The organism is Mycolicibacterium parafortuitum, from assembly GCF_010725485.1.
In the GTDB taxonomy this organism is placed as follows: Bacteria; Actinomycetota; Actinomycetes; order Mycobacteriales; family Mycobacteriaceae; genus Mycobacterium.
Map to the genome: position 1 here is coordinate 669,269 of NZ_AP022598.1, position 25,337 is coordinate 694,605.

Consider the following 25,337-nt stretch of genomic DNA (forward strand, 5'->3'; position numbering starts at 1 on the left):
CCTGCTTGAATCCGTGACGGCGGATCAGGCGCCGGGGACCTGCGTGCGGGCCGCCACCGACCTGCCACCGGCGTTGTCGTAGACGTCGATCGCCACGTCGCCGTCGCGGTAACCGGCGATCTGATGCAGACCCTCGGTGGCGCCGATGATGTCGTTGGCGTGGTCACCGGTCATCGGATACTCGGCGACGGGATGACGCCAATGTGCGGCCACCACCGTCGTATTCGGGGCCAGCCGCGGCACCTCGCGATCCAGCACCTCGCGCAGCGTCGCCGGCTGCAGGTAGTAGCACACCTCGGAGAGCACAACGAGGTCGAAAGGCCGGGCGGGCCAGGGCTGGTCGAGCGAGCCGTGCAGCAGTGTCACCCGCTGCCGCAGCCCGCGCGCGTCGAGGCGCTGCGCGGCCCGGTCCAGTGCCGCGACGCTGACGTCGGCGCCGACCACGTGATCGCAGCGCGCCAGCAGCGCCTCGGTGAGCACCCCGATCGAGCAACCCGGTTCGAACGCGAGCCGATAGCGCGCATACGGCAGCAGTGCGGTGGTGATGGCGTACTTGCGCTGCTCGTACCACCGGGATTCCAGCTGCCAGGGATCGGCCGCCTGGGCGTACATGCGGTCGAAGAAGCTGTCGGGAAGCCGGGCGTTCAGCGGAAGATCACCTCGCCGACGGTCACCAGCCGGGGCAGGACGTACGCGGGCAGTACAGGTTCGCCGCCGGGTTCCGGCGGGGTGAACTGGCTGCGAAAGTGAGCTGCCGCGGCGGTCTTTCGGGCGATGGCCGCCGAGGTGGCCGGCACCGCGGCGGCCCGCGGCCACGGCACGGCGGCATCCCCGGGGCGCGCCCAGTGCCACATCCACACCGGGTACTCCACCAGCATCGCACCCGTGACGTCCGCGGCGTGGGCGGCGGCCCTGCCGACGGCCTCGTGGTCGGGATGTCCGTCCCCGCGCCAGGTGGCCGCGCACCACGTGCCCGCCGGCCGGCCTGCCAGGACCTCGATGAGCGCGTCGGTGAGACGCCGCTCGTACCGCGCGATCTCACCATCCGGCAGGCCGAGGCTGATCGGGGTCGAGACCCCGAGTTCGTCTGCTGCGGCGTGCAATTCGGCGCGGCGGGTCTGCTCAAGCGTGTGACGCTGCCGCGGTGTCGAATCCGGGAACGCGGCACCGCCGTCACTGGCCGACACCACCTGCACCCGCACCCCGGCGCCGGCCAGCATCGTCATCGCGGCACCGAAACCCAGTGTCTCGTCGTCGGGGTGCGCGCCGACCACGACGAGGTCCGGACAGGCCGACAAATCCAGCGCCGGGAGATCGAGTCCCGCAGCAGCCCAGACGGTTTCCGGTGTGCCGCCGTCCGGCAGCGGCGCCGCGGCCAGTCGTCCGGAGTTGCTCACGACTGGCCCGCCGCCAGCGCGCCGAGACGTTCGAGATCGCGTTCGGCGTGGCTCTGCCGTACGTAGATCGCCAGATCCGCCACCCGCCGGGCATGCTCGGCATCCGTCGCCAGCGGCGCGGGACCGAGCGCACGTGCGGTGCGGGTCAACGTCTCGTCCACGGCGGTCTCCACCACCGCGCGCGCCCGGCGCGCGTGCAGTTCCGCGGCACCCGCGCGATTGTCCGGATCGGCGTCGAATGCGTGGGCCACCGCCGTCAGCGTCGCGTCCGCGGCGGCCAGCGCGGCATCCACCGCGCCGAGGTGGGCCAGCGTGTGCGCGTCGGCGCGGCTCGAGGACGCCCGCTGATACAGCGCGGCGGCGACGGCGCGGGCTGCGCCCAGCCAGCATGCGGCCACCCCGGCGGCGCCGTGCCAGAACCCCGGCCTGCTCAGATACTCACCGGGCTCCCCGACCGGCCGCGCCGGTACGGCATCGAATTGCACTGAGCGGGTGTCGGATTCGGCCATTCCGGCGTTGCTCCAGCGGTCCGGGAGCACCCGCGCACCCGGGTCTGCGAGGTCGACCGCGAACAGCCCCCGCTGCCCCGAGGGCAACCGCGCGGTGACCAGTGCGTGCGTGCACAGGCCCGCGCCCGAGCACCACGGTTTGGTGCCTGCGAGCAGTACCCGTGGGCCGTCCTCCCGTGCGCTCAGTGCCGCCTCACCGGACTCGGCCGCCCACACTCCCCACCACTGGTCCGCGCCGGGACCGCTGCCGGTCAGCTCGGTCAGGATCGCGACCGCGTCGGTGTGTGCTTCGGCGAGACGGCCCGCGACCACGTCGATCTCGGTCAGGGCGGCCAGCCGTCGCCAGCGCTGCGCGGTGTCGCCACGGCCCGGCAGCGGGAGGTCGAGCTCCCCGGAGCTCAGCCACTGCCGGACCAGGCCTGCGTTCACGGGGTCACTTCCGCGGACCGTCCACTGACGGTGTGGGCGATGTCGCGCAGATGCTGCGCGAAGCCGCCGGGGGCGCGGCCCTCACTGCGGTCCGACGTCGCGACCGACAGGCCGCGGTCGCGGTGGATGGACAGCGCGGCGGCTTCGAAGCGACGCACCAGGTCGACATCCTCACTGCTCGCCAGCGCGCGGAACCCGCCGACGTGCCAGTACGCGTCGGCGCGGAATCCCATGTTGGCGCCGTGGATGTGGCGGTGGCTGGTGCCCTGTGTGCGGTAGCCGGCGAGATAACGCCGTGCCACCGCGGGTGAGAAGTTCCGCCACGCCGGGATGCGCACCACCCCGAGCACCATGTCGGCGTCCGCGGCGATCATCCGCACCAGCCAGTCGGCATCGACCGCGCTGTCGGCATCCGTGGTCGCGTACCAGGTGCGGGCCGGCTCCACGTCGGCGTGCAACGTCCTCGCGTACTCGAAACCGGCGGCCCGCGCGGCGCCGACGTTGCCGGCCTCGACGGAGACGAAGTGCACGTCCGGCCCGAACGTGCCGGCGTGCGCCTCGCTGCCGTCGTCGCACGAATCCAGCACCACGACCGTGGTGACGGCGATCGGCACGCACAGCGCCGCGGTCGTCAGCGCCCGCAGACAGTCTGGGAGGTGATCGTTCTCGTTGTGCGCCGGCACCACGACGACAGCCTTCGCGATGTCGGTCATGCCTGACTATTAGCCAGAACGCCGATTTTCCACACCTGGCACGATGGACGGGATGAGTGACTTCGACGCGGTGCTGTTCGACTTCTCCGGCACGCTGTTCCGGCTGGAAGGAGACGAGAGCTGGTTTCGGGGCATGGAACTCGACACCGAGGACAAGGGCGAGGTCGACGCGCACGTGCAGGCCGAGCTGATGCACCGGCTGACCCAGCCGACCGGGCGATCGGTGTCGATGACGCCGCAGGCACTCGACGCATGGATGAAGCGCGACCTCGAACCGCACCTGCACCGGGAGGCCTACCTGCACGTGCTGCGCGAATCCGGGCTGGCGCGCCACCACGCCGAGGCGCTGTACTCCCACGCGATCGACCCGGCCTGCTGGACCCCGTACCCCGACACCCCCACCGTGCTCGACGGCCTGCGCGGGCACGGCATCAGGACCGCGGTGGTGTCCAACATCGCGTTCGACCTGCGGCCCGCCTTCACCGGTGTGGGGACGGTCGACGAGTTCGTGCTGTCCTTCGAGGTCGGTGCGGTCAAACCGGACCCGGCGATCTTCCAGACCGCGCTCGACCGGCTGGGCGTCGCCGCGGCACGCACCCTGATGATCGGCGACAGCGACGAAGCCGACGGCGGTGCCCGCACGCTCGGCTGCGCGTTCGCGCTCGTCGACCCGTTGCCCACCCGCGAGCGGCGAGACGGCCTGATCGCGGCCCTGCGGGGGCACGGAATCTCGCTGTAGCGTCGAATCCATGGCGAGTAGCGAGCGGATCCGGCCGCCGTGGTGGCTGAAGTACGTGAACAAGGTGATGATCGCGCTGAACCGGACGGGGCTGTTCACCAACGGCCCGGCGGTGCTGATCGTCACCGGACGCAAGACCGGGAAACCACGGCCGACGCCGGTCACGCCGTTCGAGGTGGACGGCCGGCGTTATGTGGTCGGCGGCCTGCCCGGTTCGGACTGGGTGCGCAATCTGCAGGCCAACCCCGAGGCGGTGCTGGCGCGCGGGAAGAGCCGCCAGACCGTGCGGATGGTCGAGCTGCCGGTCGAGCAGGCCCGGCCGCTGCTGCGGCAGTTCCCGGTGCTGGTGCCGACCGGGGTGGACTTCATGAAGAACGCCGGGCTGGTCACCGGGCCCAACCCCGACGAGTTCGAGGCGCTGGCCGGGCGCTGCCCGGTATTCCGCTTCGATACGGTCTAAGCCGTGAGCAACCCGTTCGACGCCAGCCTCTGGGAGCCGGTGTCCGGCTTCGACGACCTGACCGACATCACCTACCACCGCCATGTCGCCGACGGCGCCCGCCGTCCGACCGTGCGGATCGCGTTCGACCGCCCCGAGGTGCGCAACGCGTTCCGCCCGCACACCGTCGACGAGCTGTACCGCGTGCTCGACCACGCACGGATGTCCTCGGACGTCGGCGTGGTACTGCTGACCGGCAACGGCCCGTCCCCGAAGGACGGCGGCTGGGCGTTCTGCTCCGGCGGCGACCAGCGCATCCGCGGCCGCAGCGGCTACCAGTACGCGTCCGGGGAGACCGCCGAGACCGTCGACCCGGCCCGCGCGGGCCGGCTGCACATCCTGGAGGTGCAGCGGCTGATCCGCTTCATGCCCAAGCCGGTGATCTGTCTGGTCAACGGGTGGGCCGCAGGCGGCGGGCATTCGTTGCACGTGGTGTGCGACCTGACGCTGGCCTCGCGCGAACACGCCCGCTTCAAGCAGACCGACGCCGACGTCGGCTCGTTCGACGGCGGCTACGGGTCGGCGTACCTGGCACGGCAGGTCGGGCAGAAATTCGCCCGCGAGATCTTCTTCCTGGGCCGCCCCTACACCGCCGAGGAGATGCACGCGATGGGCGCGGTCAACGCCGTCGTCGACCATGCCGACCTGGAAAACGTTGCGCTGCAGTGGGCTTCGGAGATCAACGGCAAATCCCCGCAGGCGATCCGGATGCTCAAGTACGCGTTCAACCTGCAGGACGACGGGCTGGTGGGCCAGCAGTTGTTCGCCGGGGAGGCGACGCGGCTGGCGTACATGACCGACGAGGCCGTCGAGGGCCGCGACGCGTTCCTGGAGAAGCGCGACCCCGACTGGACGCCGTTCCCCCGCTACTTCTGACCGGACCCCTGACCCGTCGAGATTGCGTTCCAGCAGGAAAAGTGCGAGTGAGGTCCTGCTGGAATGCAATTTCGGCACCGGAAATAGACTCCGCTGCGTGACGAGGAACCCGCTGCGGCGGCTGGCCGACCAGGTGGTGCTGACCAGCATGCGGCCACCGATCCTGCCCGCACTGCTGAACCGGCCCACCCGCGAGACCATCGAGCTGCGTGGCAAGCGGGTGCTGATGACCGGCGCGTCGTCGGGCATCGGCGAGGCGGCCGCCGAGAAGCTGGCCCGCCGCGGCGCGACGGTCGTCGCGGTCGCGCGGCGCCAGGAGCTGCTCGACGCGCTGGTCACCCGGATCACCGACACCGGCGGGGACGCCCGCGCGCACGCGTGCGATCTGTCCGATCTCGACGCGGTCGACGCCCTGGTCGCGACCGTCGAGAAGGAGCTGGGCGGCATCGACATCCTGGTCAACAACGCCGGGCGCTCCATCCGCCGCCCGCTGGAGGAGTCGCTGGAGCGCTGGCACGACGTCGAGCGGACGATGACGCTGAACTACTACGGCCCGCTGCGCCTGATCCGCGGTCTGGCGCCGGGCATGCTGGAGCGCGGGGACGGCCACATCATCAACGTCTCCACCTGGGGCGTGAAGACCGAGAGTCCGCCGCTGTTCGGGGTGTACAACGCGTCCAAGGCGGCGCTGAGCTCGATCAGCCGCATCATCGAGACCGAGTGGTCCGACCGCGGCGTGCACGCGACGACGCTGTACTACCCGCTGGTGAAGACCCCGATGATCGCGCCGACCCGCGCCTACGACGGACTGCCCGGGCTGTCGGCCGACGAGGCCGCCGGATGGATCATCACCGCCGCGCGGCACCGCCCGGTCAGCATCGCGCCCCGCATCGCGGTCACCGCGCACGCGATCAACAGTGTCGCCCCGGCCGCGATCGACACCATCATGAAACGCCAACGCATGCAGCCCAGGGACTGAAAAGCGTTGTTCGCCAACCTCGCCGACATCGTCCGCGGTCACGCCCGGCACCGCCCCGGCGCACCCGCGCTGATCGTCGGCGACCGCGTCATCACCTACGCCGAACTCGACGACCGGTCCAGCAGGGCGGCGCAGGCGTTCTCCCAGGCGGGTGTCGGGTTCGGCGACCGGGTCGCGTTCGTCGAACGCAACGGCGCCGAATACTTCGACGTCGCTTTCGGTCTGGCCAAGCTCGGCGCGGTGACGGTACCGGTGAACTGGCGTCTGACCGCCCCCGAGATCCGGCACGTTCTCACCGACGCCGCCGTGTCGATGGTGGTGGTCGGACAGGAGTTCGTCGACCGGGTGCACGACATCGAGGACGACATCGACGCCGGCATCGTCGTCGTCGGAAACCACGACCGCTGGCCGGATTTCGCCGAGTTCGTCGGCCAGGCGCCCGCGGTGGATCCGGGCGTGGTCACCGGCCCCGACGATCTGGTGTTCCTGATGTACACCTCGGGCACCACCGGAGCGCCCAAGGGTGTGATGCTCAGCAACACCAACTTCGTGTGCAAGACCGCCGGTGTCGCGGGGCCGTGGAAGTTCGACGCGGACGCGGTCAGCCTGGCGGTGATGCCGCTGTTCCACATGGCCGGGTTCGGGTGGGCGCTGGCCGGGCTGTGGCAGGGCGCGGCGACGGTGGTGCTGCGCGACGTCGACCACGCCGCGATCCTCGACGCGATCGGCCGCCACCGGGTCACCAACATGCTGCTGGTGCCCGCCGTCATCCAATCCCTGCTCGACACACCGGGTCTCGACGACATGGACTTCTCCGGGCTGCGGATCGTGGTGTACGGGGCCTCCCCCATCACCGACGACGTGCTGGTGCGCGGCATGGACCGATTCGGCGGTGTGTTCGCCCAGGTGTACGGCATGACCGAGTCGACGGGGTCGATCACCCAGCTCGACGGCGACGAGCACCTGCCGACACTGCTGCGCTCCTGCGGCAGGCCGTATCCGTGGGTGCAGATCCGCGTCGTCGACGCGTCCGGAGCCGACGTCGCACCGGGCACCGTCGGCGAGGTGTGGACCCGGTCGCCGCAGAACATGCTGGGCTACTGGAACAACCCGGACGCGACCGCGGCGACGCTGACCGCGGACGGCTGGCTGCGGACCGGCGACGCCGGATACCTCGACGCCGCCGGCTATCTGTATCTGCACGACCGGATCAAGGACATGATCGTCTCCGGCGCGGAGAACGTGTACCCCGCCGAGGTGGAGAACGTGCTGATGACACACCCGGGGGTCGCCGACGTCGCCGTCATCGGGGTACCGGATGCGCGCTGGGGCGAGGCGGTCAAGGCCATCGTGGTGCGGGCGCGCGACGCGACACTCACCGAGGCCGAGCTGATCGCCCACGCCCGGCACCGGCTGGCCGGGTTCAAGCTGCCGAAGTCGGTCGACTTCGTCGGCGCGCTGCCCCGCAACCCGAGCGGCAAGCTGCTCAAACGCGCGCTGCGCGAACCGTACTGGACCGGCACGGACCGCCACATCGGGTGACGCGGCCGTGGTAGACACACAGCCATGGAGATCCTGGCCAGCCGGGTGTTGTTCCGTCCGAAGGACTATGCGCGCTCGGTCGCGTTCTACCGCGACGGCATCGGGCTGGCCATCGCCAGGGAGTACAGCGGCGGCACGGTCTTCTACGCCGGCCAGTCGCTGATCGAGATCGCCGGCCACGGCGCGCCCGCCGGGGATGCGCCGCCGTTCCCCGGGGCGTTGTGGCTGCAGGTGCGCGACCTCGCCGTCGCGCAGGACCAGCTGCGGCAGCGCGGCGTCGAGATCGCGCGGGAGGCCCGCCAGGAACCATGGGGACTGCACGAGATGCACGTCACCGACCCCGACGGCGTCACGCTGATCTTCGTGCAGGTGCCCGAGGATCACCCGATCCGGCGCGACACCCGCGGCTAATCGACAGCAGCCGCGAGCGGCTAATCGACAGGAGCGGCGAGCGGCCAGCCGACCGACGCGAGGCGCGCGGCGACCTGGTGCATCTCTTCCGGGTTGGGTTCCTTGGCCGTGACCCGGTGGATCGCGGTGTGGATCTGCGCGGGCGTGACGGTGTCGGCGTCGGTGGAGCGCAGCACCGTCTGGGCCACCTTGACCACCTGATCCTCGGTCAGGGTGCGCCGCAACAGGGCCAGCAGCGGAAAGTAGTCCTTCTGCGGCACGCCGTGCGGATAGCCCTCGTGCAGCCAGGCCAGCACGTTGTCGAAAGCCTTCTGCGCCATACGATCAGCTCACTTCCTTGGCAGGAACGGGAACAGGTCGATTCCGGTGTTGTGGATGATCGTCGCGCGGGTGATCCACAGCACCGCGGTCAGGATGACCCAGCCGACGAACACGAACAGCGCCACACCGGCGTACTTGGCCAGCGGCTTCGGCGCCGTGACCGCGGATCCGTCGCTGCCGTCGGATCCGGTACCGCGCGAGTACGCGACCAGCCCGACGGCGAAGATCGCGGGCAGGCCCGCGCCGAGCAGCAGCCCGATTCCGAGCACCTTGGCAATGCTCTCGAAGTACGTCATCTGATGTCCTCTGTGCTGTCCGGTCAGACCGTCGTCGGGGCGGACTTGGGTTCCGGTGCGGCCTCGGCGTCCTGGGCGGCCGGGGCGCGCAGTTCGGCGGGGATCACCGAGTTGGTCGAGTCGTCCCAGTCGGCGTTGACGTTGCTGTGGTCGACCTTCTGATGCTGGGCGCGCCACCACATGTAGAACGACAGGCCGCACAGCAGCGCGAAGATCACGCCGTCACCGATCAGATCGGATCCGGTCAGCGACTTCACGCCGTGCGACAGCCAGAACGACAGCGCGCCGACGATGCCTGCGGCGGGCAGGGTGATGAGCCACGCGACGGCCATCCGGCCGGCGACGGCCCAGCGGACCTCGGCGCCGGGCTTGCCGACACCGCTGCCGAGGATCGAACCCGTCGCGACGTGGGTGGTCGACAGCGCCATACCCGCGGCCGAGGAGCTCAGGATGATCGCGGCCGACGACGCCTCGGCGGCCAGCCCCTGCGGGGACTCGATCTCGACCAGACCCTTACCGAGCGTGCGGATCACCCGCCAGCCGCCCAGGTAGGTGCCGAGCCCGATGGCCAGCGCGCAGGACGCGATGATCCAGAACGGGAGACCCTGCTCCTTGACGTCTCCGCCGAGGTTGCCGGTGGTGATCAGCGCGAGCGCGATGACGCCCATCGTCTTCTGCGCGTCGTTGGTGCCGTGCGACAGCGCGACCAGCGATGCGCTCGCGATCTGGCCCCAGCGGAAACCCGCCTCGCGCTGCTTCTTGCTGACGTTGCGCGTGATCCTGTAGACCAGCCAGGTGCCGCAGCCGGCGACCAGGCACGCGATCAGCGGTGCGGCGACGGCCGGGATCAGCACCTTCTGGCTCACCCCGGCCCAGTTGACGCCGCCGAGACCGATCGCGGCGAGCCCGGCACCGATCAGGCCGCCGAACAACGCGTGCGACGAGCTGGACGGGATGCCGAACAGCCAGGTGAGCAGGTTCCACAGGATGCCGCCGATGAGGCCGGCGAAGATGATCGTCAATCCGGTCGACGCGTCGATCGACGGAAGCAGTTGACCGGTCCCGACATCCTGGATGTTGAGCACCGAGGTGGTCACCGTGATCGCGACCTCGACGGACAGGAACGCACCGATCAGGTTCAGGACACCCGCGAGCAGCACCGCCGTCTTCGGCTTCAGCGCGCCGGTCGCGATGGACGTGGCCATCGCGTTCCCGGTGTCGTGAAAGCCGTTGGTGAAGTCGAATGCCAGCGCGGTGGCAATCAACAGCACCAAGATGATCAGCTCTGCGCTCATGGGTTTGATTCTGCTGCCTGGCCGGGAGTTTTAACGAATTTTCACCGAGGTGCGTCGAGGCCGCGACGTGCGGTTTCTCCTGGCCACGGACAGCTGTTCATCTACTGTTCATCTTCTGTGGTGCCGGCGTTCTCCGGCCCCGATTCTCGCCCCGTCCTCGACAGCCTTCGCGTCTACTATCGGAAGGCCTGAGACCGTATTCCAGGGCTGTGTCGGAAGTGAACTCGTGACCAATTTTGTCGCCAGGATCGTGGCGTGGATCGTGGCCGGATACCCCGAGGGTGTGCCGGGTCCCGACCGCGTGCCGCTGCTGGCGTTGCTGCGTCGCCGCCTCAGCGACGACGAGGTCAAAGCGGTCGCCGTGGAGTTGCTCACCCGCGCGGAGATCCACGGCACCGCCGAGTTCGACCGCGTCGACATCGGCGTACTGATCACCCAGGTCACCGACAACCTGCCCACCCCCGACGACGTCGAACGCGTCCGCGTCCGGCTGGCCGCGCAGGGCTGGCCGCTCGACGATCCCCGCGACGACGCGGAGGAGGGCCGATAGCCGTTCTGCGGGCGGTCGGATTCGGCTCCGGCGCCGCCGCGCTGACCCAGCTGCCCGCCGTCGAGGACGTACTCGGCGGCCGCGCCGCGGTGCTGCCGGTGCCCGCCGACGACGCCCGGCGCAGTGCCGCGCTGGCGACGGCGTTGCGTGTCGGCGAGGAGATCGACGACGCGGTCGGCGCGGTGCTGTCGACGTCGGGCACCACAGGCACGCCGAAAGGCGCGCTGCTGACCGTCTCGGCGCTGGTGGCCAGTGCGGACGCGACCCACCAGCGCCTCGGCGGGCCGGGACGCTGGCTGCTCGCGCTGCCCGCCTATCACGTCGCGGGTTTTCAGGTGCTGGTGCGCAGCGCGCTGGCGGGCACCCGGCCGGTGGCCGTCGCGGCCTCGTTCGATCCGGCCGAGCTCGCGACCGCGGTCGAGCAGATGGGATCCGGGCGCCGGTACGCGTCGCTGGTCGCGGTGCAACTGGACAAGGCGCTGCGCGACCCGGCGGCCACCGCCGCGCTCGCGGCGCTGGACGCGGTGCTCATCGGTGGCGGCCCGATGCCCGCCGGCGTCGGCGAAAAGGCCTCGGCGGCAGGAATTTCGGTGATCCGGACGTACGGGATGAGCGAGACGGCGGGCGGTTGCGTGTACGACGGCGTGCCACTGCGCGGCGTCGAGGTCAGGATCGACGACGACGGACCGACCGGCGGCCGGATCCGGCTGGGTGGGCCCACCGTCGCGGCCGGGTACCGCAACCCCGTCACGCCGGACCCGTTCGCCGAGCCGGGCTGGTTCCGCACCGACGACATCGGGGCGCTGGTCGACGGCACGCTGCGGGTGTTGGGCCGCGCCGACGACGCGATCAGTACCGGCGGCTTGACCGTGCTGCCCGGGATGGTCGAGGCCGCGCTGGCGACCCATCCCGCCGTCGCCGAGTGCGCGGCGTTCGGGGTCGCCGACGAACGGCTGGGCCAGCGGGTGGTCGTCGCCGTCGTCCCGGTCCCCGGTGAGTCGGTGACGTTGGCGCAGTTGCGTTCTCACGTCGGCGAGACCCTGCCGTCGACGGCGGCGCCGCGGCAACTGCATGTCCTCGACGAGCTGCCCCGCCGCGGCATCGGCAAGATCGACCGCCGCGCGCTGGTGCGCCGGTTCGGCGCTGCGAACTGACGAAGCGCCCTCCGGCGGGCGGCCGACCCGCATGATGGACACCATGAGCCGTCAAGTGAGCACCGTCGACGAACTGCGTGCGATCGTCGGGCATCCGCACGAGGCCGTCGCGAACAAGGTCGGCGACCGACTGCTGCCGATCATGCGGGACTGGCTGGCGCACTGCCCGCTGGCGTTCGTCGCGACCACCGACGCCGCGGGCCGCGTCGACGTCTCCCCGAAGGGCGACCCGCCGGGGTTCGTGCACGTCATCGACGACACGACGATCGCGATCCCGGAACGGCCGGGCAACAAACGCGTCGACGGCTACCTCAACGTGCTGGAGCGCCCTGGCGTCGGGACCCTGTTCGTGATCCCCGGCCGCGGCGACACCCTGCGGGTCAACGGCACCGGCCGCATCATGGCCGACGCCGACTACTTCGACTCGATGGTGGTCCAGGGCCGCCGCCCGATCCTGGCGCTGGAGATCGCCGTCGAGGAGGTCTTCTTCCACTGCGCCAAGGCGTTCCTGCGCTGCGATGCGTGGGATCCGCAGAGCTGGGACCCGGGCGCGCTGCCGAGCGCGGCGCAGCTGGCCAAGGCCATGTTCGCCGACGCCGACCTCGACGAGATGCGCCGCCGGCTCGACGAGGACAACATGCGCAAAGTGCTGTACTGAGGCTCGGCGGTGACGAAATCCTGACGTCGCCCCTGGTAGTGGACGGGCCGCGCTAACCTCGGTGTGGTGACCCGAGTGCTGATCGCCGACGACGACGATGTCGTCCGCGATGTCGTCCGCCGCTACCTCGAGCGGGACGGCCTCGAGGTGTCCACCGCCCACGACGGAAACGAGGCGCTGCGGCTGCTCAGCTCGCAACGCATCGACGTCGCGGTGCTCGACGTGATGATGCCCGGCCCGGACGGGCTGTCGTTGTGCCGGCGGCTGCGCCAGAACGGCAGCTACGCGATGCCGGTGATCCTGCTGACCGCGCTCGGCGAGGAGGACGACCGCATCGCGGGCCTGGAGGCCGGCGCCGACGACTACCTGACCAAACCGTTCAGCCCGCGCGAGCTGGCGCTGCGGGTCCAATCGGTGCTGCGGCGCGCACCCGTGCGTGCCGGCGCGCAGGCGATGGACATCACCGCCGGCGACCTGACCGTCGCGACCGCGTCGCGCACCGTGACCGTCGCCGGAAAACCTGTGAGCCTGACCAACCGTGAATTCGACCTGTTGCTGTTCTTCCTGACCCATCCCGGCGCCGTCTTCACCCGGGAGGATCTGCTCAAACAGGTGTGGCACTGGGACTTCGGCGACCTGTCCACGGTGACGGTGCACGTCAAGCGCCTGCGCGCGAAGCTCGGCGACAGGCACCGGGTGCAGACCGTATGGGGCCGCGGCTACATGTGGGCGGCCGAGGAGCCGCCCACAGGGCGGCCGGATGCAGACGACTGACTTCTGGGAGATCGCCGGATGGGCGCTGACCTGCTCGGTGCCGGTGGTGCTGCTCGGCGCCGCGGTGGTCCGGCTGGCGCGGACATGGTCACTGGCGGCGAGCATGGTCGCGCTGGTGCTGATCCCGGTGCTGGCCACCCTCGCCGGTGTGGTCGGCGCGAGCGGGTTCATGATCACGCAGACGTTCGAGCGGACCGCGGTGGTGCTGCTGGTGGTGTCCATCGTGACGATCCCGGCGGCGGTGATGCTCGGCCGCTATCAGGCGCGACGCACGGTGTGGGAAGCCGAGATCCGCGACTCCGAACACGCCGCCGAACAGTCGCGTCGCCGTCTGGTCGCGTTCGTCAGCCACGACCTGCGCACCCCGCTCGCCGGGATCCGCGCGCTGTCGGAGGCCATCGCCGACGGCGTCGTGCCCGACGACGAGGTCCAGGTATACGCCAAACACATTGAGAACGAATCGATCCGGCTCTCCGAGATGGTCGACGACCTGTTCGAGATGTCGAAGATCAACGCCGGTGCGCTGACTCCGATGTTCGACAAGGTCGCGCTCGACGAGGTCGTCGACGACGTACTCGCCACGCACCGCATCACCGCCGAACGCGCCGGGGTGCGGCTGACGGCGAACCTGCCGGAGCAACCCGTGCGGGTGATCGGCAGCGACCGCGCGCTGGTTCGGGTGCTGTCGAATCTGGTGGCGAATGCGATCGCGCACACCCCGTCCGGCGGCAGCGTCACGCTCGGCCTCGGCGCCGACGAGAACAGCGCGTGGGCCCGCGTCGACGACACCGGTGTCGGTATCGACGAGGCCGACCTGCCGCGGGTGTTCGACGTCGCCTACCGCGGATCGAACTCCCGTGTGCCGCGCAAGGATTCGTCGTTGCCGAGCGGATCCGGGCTGGGCCTGGCGATCGCGGCCGGGCTGGTGCACGCGCACCGCGGCACGGTGTCGGCGCACAACCTGCCGACCGGCGCGCGCTTCGAAGTGCGGCTCCCGCTGGCCGACTGAGCCGCCGCCGTCTCGCGAGACCTCCCCCACCCGCGAAATATCATTCCGGGTCCCACTTTCGGGCCTGGTCGCAGCCCGGAATGATATTTCGCGGCGAGTCAGCCGGGAAGCGAGTTGCTGAGGCGTTCGGCGGCGGCCAGGTAGTCCTCGATGAACTCGCGCACCACCTCGCGGGCCGGCTTGACCTTGTTCATCAGCCCGACGCCCTGTCCGACGAAGTACGTCGCGAGCGCCTGCGCACCTTCGTGGCCCTGCGAGGCCAGCACGTCGATGCGGCGGATCACCGGCTCGCACAGCATCGACTGCAGCGGAAGCGGAAGCGGCTGCCTGCCATCCTTGGCGGGCAGCCACGCGTCGGTCCACTCCGAGCGCAGCTGCCGCGACGGCTTGCCGGTACGCCCGGCCGAGCGCACGGTGTCGCGCGACGACGCGGCCAGCATCTTCGCGACGGTGTGCGGTGCGGTCTCGGCCTCCTCGGTGGTCAGCCACACCGAACCCGTCCACGCGCCCGCCGCGCCGATCGCGACCATGCCCGCCATCTGGCGCCCGGTCACGATGCCGCCCGCGGCCAGCACCGGGGTGGTGCTGCCGATGTCGGCGAGAGCGTCGAGCACCTCGGGTACCACGACCAGCGTGCTGACCTCACCGCAGTGCCCGCCGGCCTCGGTGCCCTGAGCAACGATCAGATCCACGCCGGCGGCGGCCTGCTTGACCGCGTGCTCCTTGGCGCCGACCAGCGCGGCCACCGGGATGCCGCGTTCCTTGCCCGCCTCGATCATGTAGTCCGGCGGCACACCGAGGGCGTTGGCAATCAGCTTCACCGGGTGCGTCAGCGCCACGTCGAGCAGCTCGCGGCCGGTGTTGCCGGACAGCATCGGCTTGCCGAGACGCCGCTCGGGCTCCGGCTCGATGTCATGGGCGCGCAGCAGGTCGTCGACAAGGGTCTTGTATTCCTGCGGGATACGCGAGGCCAGGTCGGTGCTGGACAGCTTCTCGCCCTTGCCCTCGAACTTGGCGGGCACGATCAGGTCGACGCCGTAGGGCTTGCCCGCGACGGCCTCGTCGATCCAGGCCAGCTCCTGGTCGAGCTGCTCGGGTGAGTAGGCGGTGGCCCCGAGTACGCCGAACCCGCCGGCGTTGGTCACCGCGGCCACCACGTCGCGGCAGTGGCTGAACGCGAAGAGCGGGAAGTCGATGCCGAACTGTTCACACAGCGCTGTGGACGTCATGGTGCACAGTATGACTTGACGGGTGTCAATAAGGTAGTGCGGGGTGGCGCCTCAGGGCAGGTCGAACGGCAGCTCGACGCCCTCGTGGGCCAGACAGTGCGTGCACTCGCGTTCGGCGCCGACGCTCTCCAGCGCGTCCTGGACCAGCTCCTTGAACGGCACCAGGTTGCGTTGGAACTCGGCGAAGATGTCCACCGCCCGCACGCCCTGGCCCGCCTCCACGCCTGCGTCCACGTCAGTCACCAGAGCTACTGCGGCATAACACATCTCAAGCTCGCGGGCGAGGACCGACTCCGGGTAGCCGGTCATGTTGACCAGCCGGAACCCCTGCGCGGCGAACCACTGGCTTTCGGCACGCGTCGAGAACCGCGGCCCCTGGATGACCACCATCGCCCCGCCGTCGACCACCCCGGGGCGCCCGGTCACCGCGGCGCGCAGCGTGGGGCAATACGGGTCGGCGAAGCTGACGTGGATGCCCCCGGAATCGAAATAGGTGTCGGCGCGGCCCGACGTGCGGTCGACGAGCTGATCGGGCACGACGACTGCCCCGGGGCCGAGGGCAGGGTCGAGGCTGCCGACCGCGCACGGGGCGAAGATGCGGCGCACCCCCAGCGAGCGCAACGCCCACATGTTCGCCCGGTACGGCACGGTGTGCGGCGAGAACTCGTGTGCGACACCGTGTCTGGGAAGGAAAGCGACTTCGTGGCCGCCGACGGTACCGATCGTGATCGCCGCGCTCGGCGCGCCGTAGGGGGTGTCGACGGCGACCGACGAGGCGTCGGGCCCGAAGAACGAATAGAACCCGCTGCCCCCGATGACGCCTAACACCGGCTACGCGTCGTCGTCGCCGAGCTGCTGCGACGCGCGGCGGGCGCCGTCACGGATCTCGAACACGTCGGTGGCGAATCCGCCGATCGCGTTCGCGACGTCCCTGACCGCGGTGGTGATGATCGAGGTCACCTCGCCGACCGCCGATGCGCCGGCGGCGACGATCTCCTGCACCGCGTCCTTGCCGATCTCGGACTTGCTCAGCCGGTCGTCCATGCGCTCAGTCTGCCACGGTCGGCACCTGCAAGACTGACCGTCGTGGCCAGTTTCGCCCAGTGGGTCGAGGGTGCGCGTCCGCGGACGCTGCCCAACGCCGTCGCACCCGTCATCGCCGGAACCGGTGCCGCCGCCTGGCTGGACGCGGTGTCGTGGCCGAAGGCGGTGCTCGCGCTCCTGGTCGCCGTCGCGCTGATCATCGGCGTGAATTTCGCCAACGACTACTCCGACGGCATCCGCGGCACCGACGATGTGCGCTCAGGGCCGCTGCGGCTGGTCGGGTCCAAGTTGGCGTCGCCGAAATCGGTGCTGACCGCGGCGATCGTGAGCCTGACCGTCGGCGCCGTGGCGGGCCTGGTGCTGGCCTGGCGGTCGGCGCCGTGGCTGATCGCGGTCGGGGCGGTGTGCATCGCCGGGGCGTGGCTCTACACCGGCGGCAAGAAACCCTACGGGTATCTGGGACTCGGCGAGGTCGCGGTGTTCGTGTTCTTCGGCCTGGTCGCGGTGCTCGGCACGCAGTACACCCAGGCGCTGCGGGTGGACTGGGTCGGGGTGACGCTGGCCGTCGCGATCGGAGCCCTGTCGTCGGCGGTGCTGGTCGCCAACAACCTGCGCGACATCCCGACCGACGCCGAGTCGGGCAAGATCACCCTCGCGGTGCGTCTCGGCGACCCGAAGACACGGGTGCTGTTCCAGGCGCTCGTGGCGCTGCCGTTCCTGCTCACGCTGGCGCTGGTCACCGCGACGCCGTGGTGCGCGGTGGGTCTCGTCGTGCTGCCGCTCGCGGTGCGGGCCGCGAAACCGGTGCGTGCCGGGGCCGGGGGCAAGGACCTGATCCCGGTTCTGCGGGACACCGGCCTGACGATGCTGGTGTGGGCGGTCGCGGTGAGCGCGCCGCTGTTCGTCGGCTGACGAGCGCGCGTCACGCCGCGGCGTCGAGCAACGCGTCGACGCGCCGGCGCAGTTCGGCGGGGTCGACGTACTCGGCCAGCAGGGCCGTCGCCTCGGTGTCGCCGCCACGCAGCAGGCCCAGCAGGATGTGCTCGCAGCCGAGCCAGTTCTGCTTGTGCCGCACCGCTTCCCGCAGCGCCAGCTCGAGGGTCTTCTTCGAGGCCGTCGAGAACGGAATGCGCCGGCGCCGCCTCCCGCCGCCGCCCGGCCGCAGCGCCTCGTCGAAGGCCCCGGGGCCGAAGTCGCGGTCGACGTTGCGCCGCACCGCGGACAGATCGATGCCGAGCGGACGCAACGCGTCGGCGTCCTCGTCGAACGGATCGCCCCGACCGTCGGCGATCCGGTGCCGGATTTCTTCGAGGGTGACCCCGAAGTCCGCCAGCGTCGCCGACAGATCTCGCCCCGCGCTCTGCACCACCGCGACCAGCAGGTGCTCGGGACCGATCCGCTCATCACCGAGTTCCCACGCGGTCTGCTGCGCGAGGACGACGGCCGCGCGGGCGTTTCTGCTGAAGCGTTCGAACATGGTCAACTCCTGCGGTTGTACTTCTTGTGCACGGCCTGCCTGCTGACGCCGAGCTCGTCGGCGATCGCCTGCCACGTCCAGCCCTGTTCGCGCGCCCTGGCGACGTGCAGCGCTTCCATCCGCTCGTGGAGCCGCTGCAGGGCCCGCACCGAGCGCAGTCCCAGCGCGGGATCCGTGCTGCTCAGCGCGTCGAGGGAGTCGAGGCCGGCCATGTCGCCACGGTAGGTCCGCGACGGGCACCTGTCAACCAAAGTTGACAGCAACTTTCCGAATCGGGTGGATTCCGCCACGCCCGGCGTCGGTTTGCGCGCCGGATTCGCGTGGTACTTGCTGCGGGATGACCGCAGCCCCGATGCCCCGCGAGTCCGACGACACCCGTGAAGCGCAGCGGGTGGTCGCGGCGTTGTCCGACGCGTTCTCGGCGAAGGTGGTGGGTCAGGAACACCTGCGCGAGACACTGCTGATCGGTTTGCTGACCGGCGGACACATCCTGCTGGAAAGCGTGCCAGGGCTGGCCAAGACCACCGCGGCACGCGTGATCGCCGAATCGATCGACGGGGAGTTCCGCCGCATCCAGTGCACGCCCGACCTGCTGCCCAGCGACATCATCGGCACGCAGGTCTACGACGCCGCAACCGCGTCGTTCGTGACCCAGCTCGGCCCGGTGCACGCCAACGTCGTGCTGCTCGACGAGATCAACCGTTCCAGCGCCAAGACCCAGAGCGCGATGCTCGAGGCGATGGAGGAACGCCAGACCACGATCGCCGGCACCGTGTACCCGATCCCCGAACCGTTCCTGGTGATCGCCACCCAGAATCCCGTCGACCAGGAGGGCACCTACGCGCTGTCGGAGGCCCAGACCGACCGCTTCCAGCTCAAGGAGATCGTCCGCTACCCGTCGCCCGAACAGGAGGTCGAGGTGATGGCCCGCCGCGACGCCGGCCTCTACGACAAGGAGCGGACCACCCGGCCCGTCGCGAGCCTCGACGACATCCGCCGTCTGCAGCAGATCACCCGCGAGGTGTACATCAGCCGCGACCTGATGCTCTACGCCAGCCGCCTGGTCGCCGTGACCCGCGACCCGGGCAATCATCTGCCGGGCCAGCTGGCCCGGATGATCGAGTACGGCGCCAGCCCGCGCGCCACCATCGCGCTGTGCACCGCCGCGCGTGCGCTGGCGGTGCTGTCCGGCCGCAACCACGTCCTGCCCAGCGACATCGCCGACCTCGCGCACCGGGTCCTGCAGCACCGGCTGATCCTCGGTTTCGAGGCCGCCAGTGCCGGCGTCACCCCCACCCGGGTGATCGACGCCGTGCTGCAGGCCGTGCGGGTTCCCTGACGGCGGCACCGTGGGCACGCACCTGAACCGGGCCAGAGCGCACTTCGGCACCGACACCCGCGGGATGCTCGACGGCGGCCGTCACGCGCTGCTGCACACCCGCACTTTGGAATTCGACGAGCTGCGGCCCTACGTCCCCGGCGACGACGTCCGCGACATCGACTGGAAGGCCTCGGCACGCTCGGCAAGCGTGCTGATCAAACGCTTCGTCTCCGAGAAACACCACAAGGTGCTGCTGGTCGCCGACGCCGGCCGCAACATGCTGGCTGTGACACCCGAACGTGAACGCAAATGCGATGTGGCACTGCATATCTTGGGCGCCATCGGCCTGATCACGCTGGGACGCGCCGATCAGATCGGCATGGTGTACGGGGATGCGCGGGGCAGCCTGCGGGTCCGGCAGAGCCGTGGCGAGAACCACATCGAGAGCATGCTGACCGGCTATCACGGCCACGTCGGCCGGCACGGCAGCAGCGACATCCTGTGCCAGTTGACCTATGTCGCAACGCATTACCGGCATCCCCTGGTGATCGTGGTGGTGTCCGACGAACCCGAGGCCGACAACCGCCTCGACGAGGCGCTGGCGCGGTTGACAGCCCGCCACGACGTGATGTGGGCGATGGTCGCCGACCATCCGGCCGCCGGGGTCTCCGACGGCGGGTACGACGTCGCCACCGGGCGACCGGTGCTCGGCTCCGCGGCTACCGACCCCCGCGTGGTGGCGGCCTATCAGCGTGCCGAACAGCGGCGCCTCGCGCGACTGACCGAGATGCTCGCGCGCCGCGGTATCCCCCATGCGACGGTCTCCGGTTCCGCCGGGGTCCGCCGGGCCGTCGGCGAGATGACCAGGGTGTGGTCTCGTGCCGGATGACCTGCTGGAGTTCGTCAGCGGCCCACCCGGCTATTCGCCGATCTGGCTCTGGTTCGGGATCGCGCTGCTGATCCTCGTGATCGCCTGGTATGCACTGGTGTTCGTCGCGACCATGCCGTCACAGCAGCTACGCCGGCTGCCCGGGGTCGAGCGCGCACATGCCCGAGTGCTGCGGAACCGGTTCGCCGCGACGGTCAGGACGCTGACGCAGCGGCACCGCGCCGGGGAGCTGAGTGCCGAGCAGGCCGGGGCCGCGATCAGCGCGACCCTGCGCAGCTTTCTGTACCAGGCCACCGGAACCCGCGCCCAGTACCTGCAGGTGCGCGCCATCGCTGCCGGTGAACTCGCTGCTGCCGCACCGATTCTGGAGGCGCTGGGCAGCGCACAGTTCGACCGGACCTCCACGGTGGACGTCGGCCGGCTCGGAGAGGCGACCGAAGAGCTGATCCGCTCGTGGACCTGAGGTGGTGGGCCGTCGCGGCCGCCGGCCTCGGTGCCGTGGTGCTCGCGGTCGCGCTGGCGATGCTGCTGCCGGCCGGTGGCCGCCAGGACCGCCAGCTTCCGTTGGCCAATACCGCACGTCTGACCCGGCTGCCCGAATATCGCGCCGTCATCCGCCGCCAGACCCGCGCCGCCGTGGCGGCACTGGCGCTGCTGATCGCACTGTGCGCGGTCGCCGCGGTCACCAGCGCCCGCCCGACCACGACCCAGCGCGACGCGGGAGCGGCCGCGCAGCGTGAGGACATCATGTTGTGCGTCGGCGAGCCCGCCGACGCACCGCCGGTCTCGGAGTTCCTCGGCTATTTCGCCCGGCAGGCGACCGCGTACGGTACCGAGCGGATCGCGCTGACCTCACCGAACCGGCGGCTGATCCCGATGACCCGGGACTACCAGTTCGCCGCGGGCCGGCTCGCGGAGTTCGCCCGAAACGCCCCGACCGCACCCCCTTTCACCGCCGGGGTGGAGTACGCCGACTACACGCCGACGGTCGCCGACGTGCTGGCGCTGTGCCTGACCGGCTTCCCCGGCTTCGAGACCCCGGGCGACACCCACCGCACACTGATCTATCTGGGTCCCGGTGCGCTGCGCGACCCGGACGACACCGGCCCGTCGCTCTACACCGACGCCGCCGTCGCCGACATGGCCAGGCAGGCCGGGGTGGTGATCAACGCGATCGCCACCCCTGGTCGTGACACCGGCGCGCTGAGCGCAGCCGTGGACGCGACCGGCGGTGAGTTCTTCCGGTTCGAACCGGACGGCCTCGGCGGTGAGCTCGACGCGATCCGCGCCCGATCGGCCGAACAGCGCGAGAACGTCGACGCCCGCATCGACGCCCCGGGACCGGAACTGGTTGTCGCGCTGGCTCTTTCCGCACTACTCGGGGTCGGGATGCTGGCGGTGCGGCGATGACGTTCGAGCCGGTACTGCCCGCCGTCGTGCTCGCCGTCGCCGCGGCGGCGGTGCTCATCCTGCGCGCTGCGGCGTTGCCGGGTGCGGCCAAGGCGGGGCGTCCATCGCTGATCCGCTGGACGGTCACCACCGGCGCGCTGACGCTGATCCTGCTCGCCGCGGCGCGCCCCGTGTCCGGGCCGGCGGCCACCGAATCCGGCCAGCGGCCCCAGGACGGCGCCAACGTCTATTTCGTCGTCGACCGGTCCGCCGACTCCGCAATCGATGATTACGGAGGCGCGCAACGGATGTCGGTGATGCGCGACGACATCGCCCGGTTGGTCGACGAGCACCCCGGCGCGCGGTTCGCCGTCATCGGGTTCGCGTCGCGGCCCTCAGTCGACTGGCCGCTGTCGGCGGACGCCTGGAGCCTGCTTCCCCTCGTGGAATCCCTCAACCCGTACCCGGGCGGCGACGCCGCCGAGGTCAATGCCGGGGCGGCCGCCAACACACTGCGCTACCAGCTCATCTCGGCGGGCCAGCAGTATCCGCACGCCCCGAACCTGGTGTACTACCTGGGATCCGGTGCAGCCGGGTCGACGCTGCCGCAAGGCGTGTTCGACACCCCGCCGGTAGACGGCGGCGCGGTGCTCGGTTACGGCCGCGGCCCCGGCGAGGACAGGCTGCGCGAGATCGCCGGCCAGCTCGGCGTGCCCTACGTCTCCCGTGGCGCCGGTGCGGATCTGCCCGCCGCGGCATCCGGGGAAGACACTTTCGCGCAGGTGACCGCGCCGGCGGCCCGGCGCCTCGAGTACTACTGGGCGCTGACGATGGTGGCCGCACTGCTGCTGCTGGCCGAGATCTTCCTGACCACACGGGATCTGCGCCGCGCCCGGGCCACCCGGCGGGAGGTGCTCACATGACACGGCCACCGGAGGTGCTGCCATGACACGGCCACCGGCCCGGTTGCGGTTGCGGCGCCGGCTTCTGGTGTTCTCGACGCTGCCCGCGCTCGCGGTGGTGCTGCTGGCGGTGAAGCTGATCTCGGTGGTGGTCGTCGGCGGGGCGGCACAACGCCATTTCGAGACCGGTGAGGCCGGCGCCCTCGCCGACGATGTGTCGCTGCTGCAGATCTTCAATGTCGTCGAGCCGACGAACGCCGATCTGGCCGCCGGCGGGCTCGCGGTACTCCAGGACCGCCTCGACGTCGCCGACGCCCGGTTCACCGACGTGCTCGGTCGCACCGCCCTCGACGAATCCTGCGCGGTGCGCGTCGATCTCGAGCTGGTGCGGGAGCGGCGCGCCGACATCGACGCCTGGGAGGCGCGCCTCGACGTCGCGCACCAGCGCTACGAGAGTGCCCTGGCCGTGATCACCGATGCCCCGTCAGGATGCTTCGCCGGCAACGACGACCCCGACCCGCAGCGGCGGACAGTCCGGAACGACGCCGCCGACCGGGTCCGGGCGAAGATCAGCGCGCTGGGGACGGTGGCACCCCTCGCACCACCGTCCCTGCCGCTGGCGGCCGCTCCGGCACCAGCTTCCCCACCGGTGTCGGGACCCGCACCGACCGGCCCGCCGGACGCACGTCGCCTCGATCCGGGCGGTGACCCGTTGGAGGCGTTGCGCACGATCCTGCGCGACGCGGGGGGTTAGGAGCGCGTCGCGCCCGACCAGTACTCGACGATCTTGCCGTCGGCGACCCTCAGCAGATCGTTACCGGTGTAGCGGACCGGGCCGCCCTCGCCGGCCCCCGTGGCGATCCAGCGGGCCGCGATCATGTCCCCGTCGACGACGGGGCCGACCTCGAGTACGAAGGCCAGCTCCTTCAACGCCAGGTGCATCCGGTCGACCTCGGCCTGCAGGCCATCGGGCCCGCGCACGTCGCGGGTGGGCCAGTGCCCGACGAAGTCCGGTGCCACGAGTTCACCGGCGACGCGCCTGCCCGCCCACAGCTCGGTGATCCACCGTTTATAGAGCCGATGGGCTCCGGAGTTCGGTGAGCTACCGGTACTTCGATGGTTGATCAACCCGCGCGGACGGGAGATGACCTGCTGCTTAGTCATTTTTGAGTGTTACCCAGAACACACTTCCGCTATTATCCGGAAAACGAAAAGTACCTGGGCGTTCAAGCACCCGGGGAGTCAGGACCGCCGTCGCGGCGCGGCCTCTCAGCGTCCCCGCGCAACCGTGCCTGCAGTTGCTCGCGGTCACGGCGGCGCCGCTCGTCGATCACCGCGATGCTCGCGGACGCGCGTCGGCGCAGCGGAGCGAACAGCCAGATGCCCAGTGGCAGCGCGATGACGATCGCGAACAGCAGCGCCACCACGACCGGGAAGTCACGGATGCCGATCAGGTGCCCTACGCCGAGGATGACACCGGTCATCACGGCCACCAGCGCCAATCTCGCGGCGATGTAGGCCAACACATCGAGGAACAAACGGGATCCAGATCGCGGGTCGTCGGACACGGATCTGAGCCTAGCGCCGGCGCGTATATTGGACGAAGGAGGTTTTGAGTGGCGTATTTGCTCCTGATTCTTGTCTTGGCCGCCCTGGTGTACGCCGGGTGGCGGGTGATCCAGATGAATGCGAACCGGCCGCGCACCCGGACCATCGGTCCTGATGACGATCCGGAGTTCCTTCGTCGGATCAACCCGCGCGACGACCAGCCCAGGCCCTGACGCGAGGTAGCCGCAAGACCCGACTCACGCAGTCGGGTCGGACTGGCGACGCGCCCCCGGAAATCCGTCGGCCACCACGGCAGCCAGTTCCAACAATGACTCCCGCGTGTCCGCGCGCAACCGGTCCAGGCTGATCTCCGCACCCTCCTCCAGATGCGGGTCGAACGGCACCTCGCAGACCGCTCGGCAGCGCCGCGCGAAATGGTCCACGACCTTGTCCAGATCCACCCTGGTGCTGCGCTTACCCCGTCGCACACCGTTGAGCACAGCGATCGAGTTGCGCACCATGTCCTCGTGGCCGTGCGCGTCGAGCCAGTCCAGCGTCGCCGCGGCGCTGCGTGCCCCGTCCACCGACCCGGAGCTGACCACCAGCAGTACGTCGGCCTTCTCGAGCACCGCCGACATCGCCGAGTGCAGCATCCCGGTGCCGCAGTCGGTGAGCACCACACCGTAGAACCGCTCCAGGATCTCCACCGCGCGCGTGTAGTCCTCGGCGGAGAACGCCTCTGACACCGCGGGGTCGCTCTCGGAGGCCAGCACCTCGAGTCGGCTCGGCCCCTGGGACGTGTACTGGCGGACATCGCTGTAGGCCGCGATGCCCTCGGCGTCGCGGAGCAGGTGACGCACGGTGGCCGGTGTCTCCAGCGGCACCTTCTGGTTCAACGTGCCGCGGTCGGGGTTGGCATCGACCGCGATCACCCGGTCACCGCGGTGGCCGGCGAACGTCGCGCCCAGCGTCGCGGTGATCGTCGTCTTCCCGACCCCGCCCTTCTGCGACAGCATCGCGATGCGGTAGCACTCGCGCAGCGGCTGCTGCACCTGGGCGACGAGGCTGTTGTGCCGGATCACCTTCGGGCTCTCGCCGGGATTGATCAGCCGGCCGGAGGCCCGGTACACCCATTTGCGCCACCCGGCCGAGGGACCCTGGGTGGCGGTGGACAGTAGTGCGACAGTGGACGGATCCAGGTACGGCACGAGTTCGGCGCCTGGTACCGGGTCCGGAACCGGGGTGACGGTCAGCGGGGCGTTGCCCTCGGGCGGCGTCGGCGCCGTCCATTCGGCGGGCACCGGCGCCATCGGGTCGGTGAACCGTTGTTGCGCCCGGAAGCTCGCTACCTCAGCCAATCCGTCAGTCCCCTCACTTCTGTTCTTTA

At 70.4% G+C, this 25,337-nt stretch carries 34 protein-coding genes; 19 read left to right on the plus strand and 15 right to left on the minus strand.

The annotated features are described in order from the left end of the window. Nucleotides 1–24: 24 nt before the first annotated feature. Genes NTM_RS02985 through NTM_RS03000 form a run of 4 tightly spaced genes read right to left on the minus strand, consistent with a single transcriptional unit; the run spans nt 25 to nt 3,048 of the window. Nucleotides 25–612, minus strand: coding sequence for a class I SAM-dependent methyltransferase (locus NTM_RS02985; RefSeq protein WP_163765416.1), 588 nt, complete (start codon nt 610–612; stop codon nt 25–27). Between the two features lie 32 nt (nt 613–644). After that, on the minus strand, nt 645–1,397 hold the full coding sequence (locus NTM_RS02990) for a PIG-L deacetylase family protein (RefSeq protein ID WP_163765417.1): 753 nt from the start codon (nt 1,395–1,397) through the stop codon (nt 645–647). Then, nucleotides 1,394–2,335, minus strand: coding sequence for an acyl-CoA dehydrogenase family protein (locus NTM_RS02995; protein ID WP_163765418.1), 942 nt, complete (start codon nt 2,333–2,335; stop codon nt 1,394–1,396). The genes NTM_RS02990 and NTM_RS02995 overlap by 4 nt, the downstream gene beginning before the upstream one ends. After that, nucleotides 2,332–3,048: a glycosyltransferase family 2 protein gene (locus NTM_RS03000; RefSeq protein WP_104861914.1), complete on the minus strand. Its 717-nt coding sequence runs from the start codon at nt 3,046–3,048 to the stop codon at nt 2,332–2,334. Before NTM_RS03000 ends, NTM_RS02995 begins: the two co-directional genes overlap by 4 nt. Nucleotides 3,049–3,100: 52 nt before the next feature. Between NTM_RS03000 and NTM_RS03005 the strand changes: the two genes are divergently transcribed. The 6 genes from NTM_RS03005 (at nt 3,101) to NTM_RS03030 (ending at nt 8,094) form a co-directional block, all read left to right on the plus strand. Further along, nucleotides 3,101–3,787 (plus strand): HAD family hydrolase, encoded by a 687-nt coding sequence (locus tag NTM_RS03005; RefSeq protein WP_104862186.1) that lies wholly within the window; start codon nt 3,101–3,103, stop codon nt 3,785–3,787. A gap of 10 nt (nt 3,788–3,797) precedes the next feature. After that, a complete protein-coding gene (locus tag NTM_RS03010) occupies nt 3,798–4,247 on the plus strand; it encodes a nitroreductase family deazaflavin-dependent oxidoreductase (RefSeq protein ID WP_104861913.1) in 450 nt (149 codons plus the stop codon). A 3-nt stretch (nt 4,248–4,250) separates the two neighbouring features. Next, a complete protein-coding gene (locus NTM_RS03015; protein ID WP_104861912.1) occupies nt 4,251–5,162 on the plus strand; it encodes a 1,4-dihydroxy-2-naphthoyl-CoA synthase in 912 nt (303 codons plus the stop codon). Nucleotides 5,163–5,259: 97 nt separating this feature from the next. After that, entirely contained in the window at nt 5,260–6,141 is an 882-nt protein-coding gene (locus NTM_RS03020; RefSeq protein WP_163765419.1) for an SDR family oxidoreductase, read from the plus strand. A gap of 6 nt (nt 6,142–6,147) precedes the next feature. Further along, nucleotides 6,148–7,683: a long-chain-fatty-acid--CoA ligase gene (locus NTM_RS03025; RefSeq protein ID WP_163765420.1), complete on the plus strand. Its 1,536-nt coding sequence runs from the start codon at nt 6,148–6,150 to the stop codon at nt 7,681–7,683. 24 nt (nt 7,684–7,707) lie between these two features. Then, a complete protein-coding gene (locus NTM_RS03030; RefSeq protein ID WP_163765421.1) occupies nt 7,708–8,094 on the plus strand; it encodes a VOC family protein in 387 nt (128 codons plus the stop codon). Between the two features lie 20 nt (nt 8,095–8,114). On the opposite strand, the gene NTM_RS03035 is transcribed toward NTM_RS03030, so the two are convergent. The 3 genes from NTM_RS03035 to NTM_RS03045 are packed head-to-tail and all read right to left on the minus strand — an operon-like array spanning nt 8,115 to nt 10,006. After that, entirely contained in the window at nt 8,115–8,414 is a 300-nt protein-coding gene (locus tag NTM_RS03035) for a DUF3349 domain-containing protein (RefSeq protein ID WP_163765422.1), read from the minus strand. Nucleotides 8,415–8,423: 9 nt separating this feature from the next. Then, a complete protein-coding gene (locus tag NTM_RS03040) occupies nt 8,424–8,711 on the minus strand; it encodes a hypothetical protein (RefSeq protein WP_163765423.1) in 288 nt (95 codons plus the stop codon). A 23-nt stretch (nt 8,712–8,734) separates the two neighbouring features. Continuing rightward, nucleotides 8,735–10,006 (minus strand): inorganic phosphate transporter, encoded by a 1,272-nt coding sequence (locus NTM_RS03045; RefSeq protein ID WP_163765424.1) that lies wholly within the window; start codon nt 10,004–10,006, stop codon nt 8,735–8,737. A 226-nt stretch (nt 10,007–10,232) separates the two neighbouring features. On the opposite strand from NTM_RS03045, the gene NTM_RS03050 reads away from it, so the two are divergent. The 5 genes from NTM_RS03050 (at nt 10,233) to NTM_RS03070 (ending at nt 14,151) form a co-directional block, all read left to right on the plus strand. Then, entirely contained in the window at nt 10,233–10,556 is a 324-nt protein-coding gene (locus NTM_RS03050; RefSeq protein ID WP_104861905.1) for a DUF3349 domain-containing protein, read from the plus strand. 50 nt (nt 10,557–10,606) lie between these two features. Beyond that, nucleotides 10,607–11,710 carry an o-succinylbenzoate--CoA ligase gene (gene menE / locus NTM_RS03055; protein ID WP_163769357.1) on the plus strand — a complete coding sequence of 368 codons (1,104 nt, stop codon included), beginning with the start codon at nt 10,607–10,609 and terminating at the stop codon, nt 11,708–11,710. Nucleotides 11,711–11,753: 43 nt separating this feature from the next. Next, complete coding sequence (locus tag NTM_RS03060; RefSeq protein ID WP_163765425.1) at nt 11,754–12,368, plus strand: pyridoxamine 5'-phosphate oxidase family protein; 615 nt, start codon at nt 11,754–11,756, stop codon at nt 12,366–12,368. Between the two features lie 66 nt (nt 12,369–12,434). Beyond that, nucleotides 12,435–13,142 carry a response regulator transcription factor gene (locus tag NTM_RS03065; protein WP_179963871.1) on the plus strand — a complete coding sequence of 236 codons (708 nt, stop codon included), beginning with the start codon at nt 12,435–12,437 and terminating at the stop codon, nt 13,140–13,142. Next, nucleotides 13,129–14,151 carry a sensor histidine kinase gene (locus NTM_RS03070; protein WP_104861902.1) on the plus strand — a complete coding sequence of 341 codons (1,023 nt, stop codon included), beginning with the start codon at nt 13,129–13,131 and terminating at the stop codon, nt 14,149–14,151. The genes NTM_RS03065 and NTM_RS03070 overlap by 14 nt, the downstream gene beginning before the upstream one ends. A gap of 98 nt (nt 14,152–14,249) precedes the next feature. On the opposite strand, the gene NTM_RS03075 is transcribed toward NTM_RS03070, so the two are convergent. The 3 genes from NTM_RS03075 to NTM_RS03085 are packed head-to-tail and all read right to left on the minus strand — an operon-like array spanning nt 14,250 to nt 16,424. Then, complete coding sequence (locus tag NTM_RS03075; RefSeq protein ID WP_163765426.1) at nt 14,250–15,380, minus strand: NAD(P)H-dependent flavin oxidoreductase; 1,131 nt, start codon at nt 15,378–15,380, stop codon at nt 14,250–14,252. A 51-nt stretch (nt 15,381–15,431) separates the two neighbouring features. After that, on the minus strand, nt 15,432–16,208 hold the full coding sequence (locus tag NTM_RS03080; protein WP_163765427.1) for an S-methyl-5'-thioadenosine phosphorylase: 777 nt from the start codon (nt 16,206–16,208) through the stop codon (nt 15,432–15,434). A 3-nt stretch (nt 16,209–16,211) separates the two neighbouring features. Then, nucleotides 16,212–16,424: a hypothetical protein gene (locus NTM_RS03085; RefSeq protein WP_083144861.1), complete on the minus strand. Its 213-nt coding sequence runs from the start codon at nt 16,422–16,424 to the stop codon at nt 16,212–16,214. Between the two features lie 42 nt (nt 16,425–16,466). On the opposite strand from NTM_RS03085, the gene NTM_RS03090 reads away from it, so the two are divergent. Then, complete coding sequence (locus NTM_RS03090; RefSeq protein WP_163765428.1) at nt 16,467–17,336, plus strand: 1,4-dihydroxy-2-naphthoate polyprenyltransferase; 870 nt, start codon at nt 16,467–16,469, stop codon at nt 17,334–17,336. A 10-nt stretch (nt 17,337–17,346) separates the two neighbouring features. Here the strand turns inward: NTM_RS03090 and NTM_RS03095 are convergent, their stop codons facing one another. After that, nucleotides 17,347–17,901: a Clp protease N-terminal domain-containing protein gene (locus NTM_RS03095; protein ID WP_083144863.1), complete on the minus strand. Its 555-nt coding sequence runs from the start codon at nt 17,899–17,901 to the stop codon at nt 17,347–17,349. Between the two features lie 2 nt (nt 17,902–17,903). Beyond that, nucleotides 17,904–18,113, minus strand: a complete 210-nt coding sequence (locus NTM_RS03100) for a helix-turn-helix domain-containing protein (protein WP_163765429.1) — start codon at nt 18,111–18,113, stop codon at nt 17,904–17,906. 125 nt (nt 18,114–18,238) lie between these two features. On the opposite strand from NTM_RS03100, the gene NTM_RS03105 reads away from it, so the two are divergent. From NTM_RS03105 to NTM_RS03130, 6 genes are read left to right on the plus strand one after another with little or no spacing between them, the layout of a single operon-like run. Beyond that, the gene (locus NTM_RS03105; protein WP_163765430.1) at nt 18,239–19,240 is read left to right on the plus strand and encodes an AAA family ATPase; all 1,002 of its coding nucleotides are present in this window, start codon (nt 18,239–18,241) and stop codon (nt 19,238–19,240) included. Nucleotides 19,241–19,250: 10 nt separating this feature from the next. After that, nucleotides 19,251–20,111 carry a DUF58 domain-containing protein gene (locus NTM_RS03110; protein WP_163765431.1) on the plus strand — a complete coding sequence of 287 codons (861 nt, stop codon included), beginning with the start codon at nt 19,251–19,253 and terminating at the stop codon, nt 20,109–20,111. Beyond that, nucleotides 20,101–20,574: a hypothetical protein gene (locus NTM_RS03115; RefSeq protein ID WP_083144867.1), complete on the plus strand. Its 474-nt coding sequence runs from the start codon at nt 20,101–20,103 to the stop codon at nt 20,572–20,574. Before NTM_RS03110 ends, NTM_RS03115 begins: the two co-directional genes overlap by 11 nt. Further along, nucleotides 20,565–21,521 carry a hypothetical protein gene (locus NTM_RS03120; protein ID WP_163765432.1) on the plus strand — a complete coding sequence of 319 codons (957 nt, stop codon included), beginning with the start codon at nt 20,565–20,567 and terminating at the stop codon, nt 21,519–21,521. The genes NTM_RS03115 and NTM_RS03120 overlap by 10 nt, the downstream gene beginning before the upstream one ends. Beyond that, nucleotides 21,518–22,423: a vWA domain-containing protein gene (locus NTM_RS03125; RefSeq protein ID WP_083144869.1), complete on the plus strand. Its 906-nt coding sequence runs from the start codon at nt 21,518–21,520 to the stop codon at nt 22,421–22,423. Before NTM_RS03120 ends, NTM_RS03125 begins: the two co-directional genes overlap by 4 nt. A 22-nt stretch (nt 22,424–22,445) precedes the next feature. After that, nucleotides 22,446–23,156, plus strand: coding sequence for a hypothetical protein (locus NTM_RS03130; RefSeq protein ID WP_163765433.1), 711 nt, complete (start codon nt 22,446–22,448; stop codon nt 23,154–23,156). Here NTM_RS03130 and NTM_RS03135 read toward each other — a convergent pair. After that, complete coding sequence (locus tag NTM_RS03135; RefSeq protein ID WP_083144871.1) at nt 23,153–23,566, minus strand: ester cyclase; 414 nt, start codon at nt 23,564–23,566, stop codon at nt 23,153–23,155. The genes NTM_RS03130 and NTM_RS03135 overlap by 4 nt on opposite strands. A gap of 62 nt (nt 23,567–23,628) precedes the next feature. Then, a complete protein-coding gene (locus NTM_RS03140; protein WP_083144872.1) occupies nt 23,629–23,970 on the minus strand; it encodes a DUF4229 domain-containing protein in 342 nt (113 codons plus the stop codon). 48 nt (nt 23,971–24,018) lie between these two features. On the opposite strand from NTM_RS03140, the gene NTM_RS03145 reads away from it, so the two are divergent. Next, nucleotides 24,019–24,183: a hypothetical protein gene (locus tag NTM_RS03145; RefSeq protein WP_104861890.1), complete on the plus strand. Its 165-nt coding sequence runs from the start codon at nt 24,019–24,021 to the stop codon at nt 24,181–24,183. Nucleotides 24,184–24,207: 24 nt separating this feature from the next. Here NTM_RS03145 and NTM_RS03150 read toward each other — a convergent pair whose 3' ends face one another. After that, nucleotides 24,208–25,260 carry a MinD/ParA family ATP-binding protein gene (locus tag NTM_RS03150; RefSeq protein ID WP_163769358.1) on the minus strand — a complete coding sequence of 351 codons (1,053 nt, stop codon included), beginning with the start codon at nt 25,258–25,260 and terminating at the stop codon, nt 24,208–24,210. Nucleotides 25,261–25,337 lie beyond the last annotated feature (77 nt).